The organism is Paenibacillus sp. 01T422, assembly GCF_056398785.1.
In genome coordinates, this window is the sequence record NZ_JBFTQB010000444.1 from 1 (window position 1) to 8,453 (window position 8,453).

Below are 8,453 nucleotides of genomic sequence, written 5' to 3' on the forward strand. Positions count from 1 at the left end.
GGACAGAAGCGCAGAAAATAACGTTTTTGCGTCCGTTAGCTCTGGGTAAGAAGCTAGGCGCTTACAGCTTGACAGAAAGCGGTTCAGGGTCTGACGCGGGAGCGATGAAAACAACGGCTGTCAKGGATGGAGACCATTATGTACTAAATGGTTCCAAGCTCTTCGTGACAAATGGCGGTGAAGCGGACGTCTATATCGTATTTGCCATGACGGACCAACTGAACAAGAAGCGCGGGTGCAGCGCATTCCTTGTGGAGAAAGGGTCCGAAGGTTTTATTTTTGGCCACAAGGAGAGAAAACTTGGCATTCGCTCTTCGCCAACGCTCGAGCTGCGATTTGAGAGTTGCCGCGTGCCTGCGGGAAACTTACTCGGAGTGGAGGGCGAGGGCTTCCGAATTGCCATGCGAAGTCTGGATGGCGGGCGAATCGGCATTGCCGCGCAAGCGCTTGGGATTGCTCAGGCGGCGATGGAGGCTTCGATTAGCTATGCGAAGCAGCGCAAGCAGTTCGGTAAGCCGATCGGAGCGCAGCAGGCTATTGCTTTTAAACTTGCTGATATGGCGACCAGGATTGAAGCAGCCAGACTGCTGACTTATCAAGCAGCATGGAAGGAAAGCAAAGGCTTGCCGTATGGGAAGGAGGCTGCCATAGCGAAGCTTTTTGCCAGTGATACGGCTGTAGCTGTCAGTATTGAAGCTGTTCAAATTTTCGGAGGTTATGGCTACACGAAAGATTATCCAGTAGAGCGCTATATGCGCGACGCCAAAGTCACACAAATCTATGAAGGGACGAATGAAATCCAGCGTATTGTGATTTCCCGCATGCTGCTTGCCGACTAGACGCGGTAGGAAGAGAGGAAGGGGAGCGATGAGATGAGTAATAGCTATCACCCTGGACTGGAAAATGTCATTGCAAGTGAGACGGGGATTTCCTATTTGGATGTTGAGAAGGAAGAAATTGTGGTTCGCGGGTATGATCTCATTGAACTTGCACACCAGGTTACCTATCTGGATGTTGCAAGGCTATTGCTTGAAGGATTACTGCCTGATGAAGATGAACGAGCGTCGTTTGAAGCGAAAATTAAAGATGAATACGGATTGCCACCGAACATTTGTTCTATCCTTCGTCTATTGCCAGAGCAAGCCAATCTTATGGATGTGTTGCGGACGGGTATTTCAGCTTTAGCTAGCTTCGATAACGAGCTTGAAGACCGTTCTAGGGAGGCAAATGCACGAAAAGCGATTAGATTGCTGGCAAAGGTACCACAAATTGTAGCAAATGGGTACCAAGCTAAGACCAAACAAATGTTCGTAGAACCACGTAGAGACCTATCGTATTCAGCTAATTTTTTGTACATGATTACGGGTCAGGTGCCTTCGAAGATGGAAGAGGATATTTTTGATCAATCTCTCATCGTCTACAGTGAGCATGAAATGCCGAATTCGACATTCGCGGCAAGGGTGATTGCTTCGACGCAGTCCGATCTATAYGGCGCGCTTACGGGAGCGGTCGCTTCTCTGAAAGGCACGCTGCACGGAGGCGCCAATGAAGCAGTTATGGAGATGCTGCTAGAAGCAGGCTCGGAAGGCAACCTTGAAACGCTTATGTTAAGCAAACTAGCTCGGAAGGAACGCATTATGGGATTCGGTCATCGGGTATATATGAAAAAAGCCGATCCGCGCGCACTGCTGATGAAGGATGCTTTAGCCGCACTTGCGTTAGAGAAAAATCAACCTGAGCTATATCAGTACACAGGACCTAGGAACTTACATCCTTGAGCGCTGGAAAGAAATTTGCCAGAAAGGACGACATGAGCATGAGCGGTTATGAGAATTCGGCCGATAAGGAGATGACGTTTGACCCCCTAATTGAAGAAATTGCCGATTATACGTTAAATGCGCACATTGAAAGTGAGGAAGCCTATCTCATTGCGCAGCATGTCTTGTTGGATTCCCTAGGAACCGGCTTGCTTGCGCTGCGTTTTCCGGAATGTGCGAAACATTTGGGCCCGATTGTGCCAGGAGCGAGTTTGCCTGGAGGCGCCCGAGTACCAGGTACCCGGTATGAATTGGACCCTGTTCATGCGGCATTCAATATCGGCTGTATGATCCGCTGGCTCGACTATAACGACACGTGGTTGGCTGCTGAATGGGGGCATCCATCCGATAATCTAGGCTGTATTCTGGCGCTTGCCGACTATATCAGCCGCAGCAGGGTAGCAGAGGGCAAAATGCCTCTCTATTTGAAGGACATTCTCACGATGTCCATTAAAGCACATGAGATTCAAGGCGTACTGGCCCTAGAGAATAGCTTAAATCGTGTAGGCTTAGACCATGTTCATCTTGTTAAAATAGCGTCAACGGCAGTGGCGACTGCCATGCTTGGTGGAACCAAAGCGGAGGTGTGCAGCGCGCTCTCGAATGCCTGGATTGATGGAGCCAGTTTAAGAACTTACAGGCATGCTCCCAATACAGGCTCGCGCAAGTCCTGGGCTGCCGGAGATGCGACTAGTCGTGCCGTCCGTCTGGCTTTCATGTCTGTCGGAGGTGAAATGGGGTATGCTACCGCGCTTTCAGCCAAAACATGGGGCTTCCAAGATGTGTTATTCCGAGGCAAAGAGCTAACGTTAGGCCGAGCGCTTGGTTCCTATGTGATGGAACATATTTTATTCAAAATCTCATTCCCTGCCGAATTTCATGCGCAGACAGCTGTGGAATGCGCGCTTGAGCTGCATCCTTTGGTAAATGAACGTATAGAGGCTATTAAGTCTATCACGCTTACAACCCATCAATCCGCCATCCGGATTATTGATAAAAAAGGACCTTTGTCTAATCCAGCGGATCGGGATCATTGTTTGCAGTACATGGTTGCTATCGGACTCCTGTATGGAACACTTACGGCTGAACACTATGAAGAAAACATTGCGAAAGACCCGCGTATTGATGCGCTCAGAGCGAAGATGATTGTCACCGAAGAGGAACCATACAGTAGAGATTATCTGGACCCGGACAAACGTTCGATCGCGAATGCGGTCCAAATTCATTTTCAGGATGGCACATCAACGGAGAAAGTTGTCTGTGAATATCCGATCGGTCATCGCAGGCGGCGTGCGGAAGGGCTGCCCAAAGTGATAGAGAAATTTGAGACTAACCTTCTGACCCGCTTCCCGAAGAAAAAAACGGCTGACATTTTGAACCTTACTCTCGATTATGAGCGTTTCATTCAGACGCCTTGTCAGGAGTTCATTTCGCTTTTTGTTATTTGACCACTGGTATGAAACGCGATTAATGAAACATGATCATGCAGGAGGTTCCTATGGCATGGCTCATTGAAGAAGAACCTGAACAAAAGCAGTTAGCCGCCCGTTTTCGTCAACTCGTTGAAGCCCGGCCAATTGTCAAAATTCCCGGCGCACACGATGGTATGGCAGCTCTTATTGCCAAGCAAGCTAAGTTTGAGGCCATATATCTGTCTGGTGCTGCGTATACAGCTAGCAGAGGGCTGCCGGATTTAGGCCTCATCTATTCAAACGAGGTGGCGGAGCGTGCCCGTGAGCTGGTTCGAGCGTCGGGACTTCCGCTGTTGGTCGATATCGACACAGGCTTCGGAGGTGTTCTGAATGTAGCACGAACAGCGAAGGAGATGGTGGAGGCCAAAGTCGCAGCCGTTCAACTGGAAGATCAAGATATGCCGAAGAAATGCGGGCATTTGAACGGGAAAAAGCTGATTTCCGCTGAGGAGATGATGCAAAAAATCCAAACGATCAAAGCTGTGTCCCCTACGTTATACCTGATTGCCCGCACAGATGCCAAAAGTGTGGAGGGCATGGACGCAGCGATCGAGAGGGCGAAGCAATATGTGGCTGCCGGCGCAGATGCCATTTTTCCAGAAGCGCTCGAGACAGAAGAGGAATTTCTCAGATTCAGTCAAGAATTAAACTGTCCGCTGCTGGCGAATATGACGGAATTTGGTAGAACACCGTATTTTACAGCGCAGCAGTTTGAAAGCTGGGGATATCGCATGGTTATTTATCCGGTGACTTCMCTGCGTGTAGCGGCCAAAGCGATGGCAATGGTGTTTGAGGAGATTCAGATGACCGGCACGCAGAAACAATCTCTAAGCCAAATGCAAACACGCAGCGAGTTGTATGAGACGATTCGTTATTTCGAGTATGAAGCGCTGGATGGAAAAATAGCCAAAACCGTTTTGCCCGAAAAGGGCTAGGCCTCACTGATACCTAATGTCGGTGGGGTTTTTGTGCACATCCGTCATCCGAGGAGAGGAGGTTCAGCGGTGTCATCAGGAGATCATAAAGTGCGATTCGTCACTGCTTCCGCTTTGTTCGACGGCCATGATGTGTCTATAACGATTATGCGGCGAATTCTGCAAGCTAGCGGAGCGGAAGTTATTCATCTTGGGCATAACCGGTCGGTTCAGGAGATTGTGCAGGCAGCCATTCAGGAGGATGTTCAAGGCATTGCCGTGTCCTCTTATCAAGGTGGGCATGTCGAATTTTTTACCTATATGATCGATTTACTGCGCGAAAAAGGGGCCTCCAGTATCAAAGTTTTCGGTGGAGGGGGCGGTGTCATCCTGCCTTCGGAGATCAAAAGGCTGCATGAATATGGCGTTTCACGCCTTTTTTCGCCAGACGATGGCAGGGAACTAGGGCTTCAAGGGATGATTTCTTACATGATGAAAGAATGCGATTTCTGTACAGTTGATGCTGACAAGGGAGGAGATAACGACACCAGGGAAGGAAAAAATCATAGATCTCTTGCGCAGCGCATTACATCGGCAGAACTCTCATGTGAAAACGCAGCGAACACCACGCGGGAAGATCAGGTCAATTTACAGACACAGGTGCCAGTGTGCCCTATTGTTGGGATCACAGGCACAGGAGGAGCGGGTAAAAGCTCCTTAACGGACGAAATCGTCCAGCGTTTCCTGCGGCAATATCCGGATAAGACAATCGCTATTCTGTCGGTGGACCCGACCAAACAGCGAAGCGGGGGAGCTTTGCTTGGGGATCGGATACGCATGAATGCGGTCCATTCCGAGCGCGTGTATATGCGCAGTATGGCTACACGCGGATCAGGTAATGAATTATCCGCTGCGCTTCGTCCAGCTATTGCTGTTCTGCAGGAAGCGGGCTTTAATCTAATCCTCGTCGAAACGAGCGGAATTGGCCAAGGGGACCACCAGATTACCAAACTCGCGGATGTTTCCCTCTATGTGATGACAAGCGAATTCGGAGCGCCATCGCAGTTAGAGAAGATCGATATGCTTGATTACGCAGATTTGATTGCGATTAATAAATTTGACCGGCGAGGGTCAGAGGACGCTCTTCGGGATGTGAAGAAGCAGGTGCAGCGAAATCACAACAGATTCTCTGAACCTTATGAAACGATGCCTGTCTATGGCACAATGGCTAGCCAATTTAACGATATAGGCGTGGATACATTATTTAAGGCGCTTATCCATACGTTGAACCGCAAGTGTTCACTGCAATGGCCGATTCATGGCTTCGCCTCAGCTGCTCATACGAAAACGCATGTAATTATACCTGTTGATCGTACGCGTTATTTAGGTGAAATCGCACAGCGTATACGGTCCTATCATGCTTTTGCCGAAAAGGAGGCGGAGCTGGCGAGTTCCTGCTATCGGCTAGATGGAGCAATAGAAGCCACAAGGCAAATGCAGGCTTCAGATGAAAGATTAGCTTCGCTCCAAGCGATCAAGATGAGCTTTGAGAACCAAATGCATAAAGATACACTCCGTATGCTGGCTGAGTGGCCCGAGCGTCAGAAACAATACAGCGGCAAGACGTTCATTACTCGTGTTCGCGATAAGGAAATCGTGACGGAACTCACCACGACAAGCTTGTCAGGAGTGGATATCCCGAAAATCAGCTTGCCTAAGTATCGAGATGCAGGCGATGTTATTCGATGGCTGTACCGAGAAAATGTGCCCGGTGAATTCCCATATACCGCAGGCGTGTTTCCTTTTAAGCGTACAGCAGAGGACCCCAAACGTCAGTTCGCAGGCGAAGGCACACCCGAACGAACGAATCTGAGATTCCATTATTTGTCCAAAAATGATCAAGCCAAACGTCTCAGCACAGCTTTTGACTCTGTCACGTTGTACGGGGAGGATCCTGCGGAGCGGCAAGATATTTATGGCAAAATTGGCGAAAGCGGCGTCAGTATTTGCACATTAGATGATATGAAAAAGCTGTATGCCGGCTTCGATTTGTGCGATCCAATGACGTCTGTTTCCATGACGATTAATGGGCCTGCGCCGATCATATTGGCGATGTATATGAATACGGCGATGGACGATCAGATCGAGCGTTTCGCACAGAATAGCGGAAGAGAACCAACTAGCGATGAGATAGTGGAAATTCGCAGGATAACGCTGAAATCCGTAAGAGGGACGGTGCAAGCGGATATTTTGAAGGAGGATCAGGGACAGAACACCTGTATTTTCTCTACCGAATTCGCGCTGCGGATGATGGGGGATATTCAGCAGTATTTTATCGATCAGGAAGTGCGGAATTATTATTCGGTTTCCATCTCGGGCTATCATATCGCGGAGGCAGGGGCGAACCCGATTTCTCGACATTCGCACGACTCTTCAGGCATTGATGGCGCTGCTGGACAACTGTAATTCGCTGCATACGAATTCTTATGATGAGGCTGTAACGACGCCCACGGAGGAGTCGGTCCGCCGTGCGATGGCGATTCAGTTAATCATTACGAAAGAGCTTGGTTTTATCAAAAACGAGAACATGCTTCAGGGCTCATTCATCATTGAGGAATTAACGGATCTGGTCGAGGAGGCCGTCCTGCAAGAGCTAGAGCGCATTAGTGATCGTGGCGGTGTGCTTGGCGCAATGGAGTCGCAGTATCAAAGGGGTAAAATTCAGAATGAATCTATGGTCTATGAAATGAAAAAACATGAAGGGGACTTGCCGATCATAGGCGTCAATACATTCCTGAATCCTAATCCACCTACAGGAGACATGGATATTCCGCTTGCCAGGGCATCAACGGCAGAGAAAGATCAACAAATTACCCATCTTCGGGAATTTCTTGGTCGAAATCAACAGACAGCTCCACAGGCTTTGCAGAAGCTTCAAAATGTGGCGCTCTCAGGCGGATATATTTTTGCAGAATTGATGGATACTGTCAAGGTTGCGAGTCTTGGGCAAATTACACGGGCGCTTTATCAGGTCGGCGGGCAATATCGCAGAAACATGTAGAGAGCAGAAGAGGAGGAATGGCGATGTCTTCTCAGCACATTCTCAAACATCAACAGCTGGGTTTAACGGACGATGACGTGCTGAAGATGTATTCTTACATGCTGAAAGCGAGAAAGTTTGATGAACGTGCCACACTGCTGCAAAGATCTGGTAAAACGGTATTTCACATTTCCAGTATCGGCCAAGAAGCGGCACAGGTGGCGGCGGCGTTCGCTTTGGATAAACAGCAGGACTATTTTCTTCCCTACTACAGAGATTATGCATTTGTGCTAACGATAGGCATGACGGTCCAGGAGCTGCTGCTGGCTGCGCTGTTTAAAGCGGAGGATATTAACGGTGGCAGGCAAATGCCAGGACATTTCGGTAATAAAAAGCTCCATATCGTATCTGGCTCAAGCCCAGTAGCTACGCAAGTTCTTCATGCGGTTGGTATTGCGCTCACAGCCTTGATGAGGAAGGAAGAGCATATTGCTTTCGTGACTTTTGGAGAAGGCTCAAGTAATCAGGGAGATGTGCATGAAGCTTTCAACTTTGCTGGTGTATTCAAGCTGCCTGTGATTTTCCTATGCGAAAACAATCAATATGCGATTTCAATTCCTGCACATCGGCAGGTGGCTGGTCGTGTCGTGGATCGTGCGGCAGGGTACGGTTTTCCAGGCCAACGTGTTGATGGTAATGATGCCCTCGACGTATATCGTGCAGTGAAAGAAGCAAGAGAGCGTGCTGTTCGTGGCTATGGTCCTACATTAATTGAAGCGATGATGTATAGAATTCCGCCTCATTCCACAGCCGACGACGATATGCTCTATAGGACGAAAGAAGAAGTTGAATATCACAAGGAACAGGATGGCGTCCAGCGATTTCGGCGTTATTTGTTAGAGAGTGACGTGCTTAGCGAGGAGCTCGATCGCGCATTGCAAGATAATATAGCCAAAGAAGTGAATGAAGCCACAAAATACGCTGAAAAATCGCCATATCCGGCACCGGAGGACGTGCTGCGGCATGTGTATGCGGAAGATGGGGGTGATGTTTGAGATGCCAATCATAACCTACCTGGAGGCTATTCGTTCAGCGATGGCAGAGGAAATGGAGCGGGATGACTGCGTTTTTGTACTCGGCGAAGATATCGGTAAAGGGGGTGTGCTGAACGCAACGAAAGGCATGCGCGATAAGTTCGGCGAACTGAGGG

General features: G+C 49.0%; 4 protein-coding genes and 3 pseudogenes. All 7 read left to right on the forward strand.

All coding sequences use genetic code 11. From position 1 onward, the window contains the following. Positions 1 to 839, forward strand: an 839-nt coding sequence (locus AC1DUA_RS22580; RefSeq protein ID WP_477501913.1) for an acyl-CoA dehydrogenase family protein, incomplete at its 5' end; no start/stop codon positions are given. 33 nt (positions 840 to 872) lie between these two features. Then, positions 873 to 1,748: pseudogene (locus tag AC1DUA_RS22585) on the forward strand (citrate/2-methylcitrate synthase); the annotation flags it as partial. Positions 1,749 to 1,816: 68 nt separating this feature from the next. Then, entirely contained in the window at positions 1,817 to 3,265 is a 1,449-nt protein-coding gene (locus AC1DUA_RS22590; protein WP_477501914.1) for a bifunctional 2-methylcitrate dehydratase/aconitate hydratase, read from the forward strand. Positions 3,266 to 3,315: 50 nt separating this feature from the next. Beyond that, positions 3,316 to 4,224, forward strand: a complete 909-nt coding sequence (gene prpB / locus AC1DUA_RS22595) for a methylisocitrate lyase (RefSeq protein WP_477501915.1) — start codon at positions 3,316 to 3,318, stop codon at positions 4,222 to 4,224. 69 nt (positions 4,225 to 4,293) lie between these two features. Next, positions 4,294 to 7,264 (forward strand): annotated as a pseudogene (locus AC1DUA_RS22600) (methylmalonyl-CoA mutase family protein). 23 nt (positions 7,265 to 7,287) lie between these two features. After that, positions 7,288 to 8,298: a thiamine pyrophosphate-dependent dehydrogenase E1 component subunit alpha gene (locus AC1DUA_RS22605; protein WP_477501916.1), complete on the forward strand. Its 1,011-nt coding sequence runs from the start codon at positions 7,288 to 7,290 to the stop codon at positions 8,296 to 8,298. A gap of 1 nt (position 8,299) precedes the next feature. After that, positions 8,300 to 8,453 (forward strand): annotated as a pseudogene (locus tag AC1DUA_RS22610) (alpha-ketoacid dehydrogenase subunit beta); the annotation flags it as partial.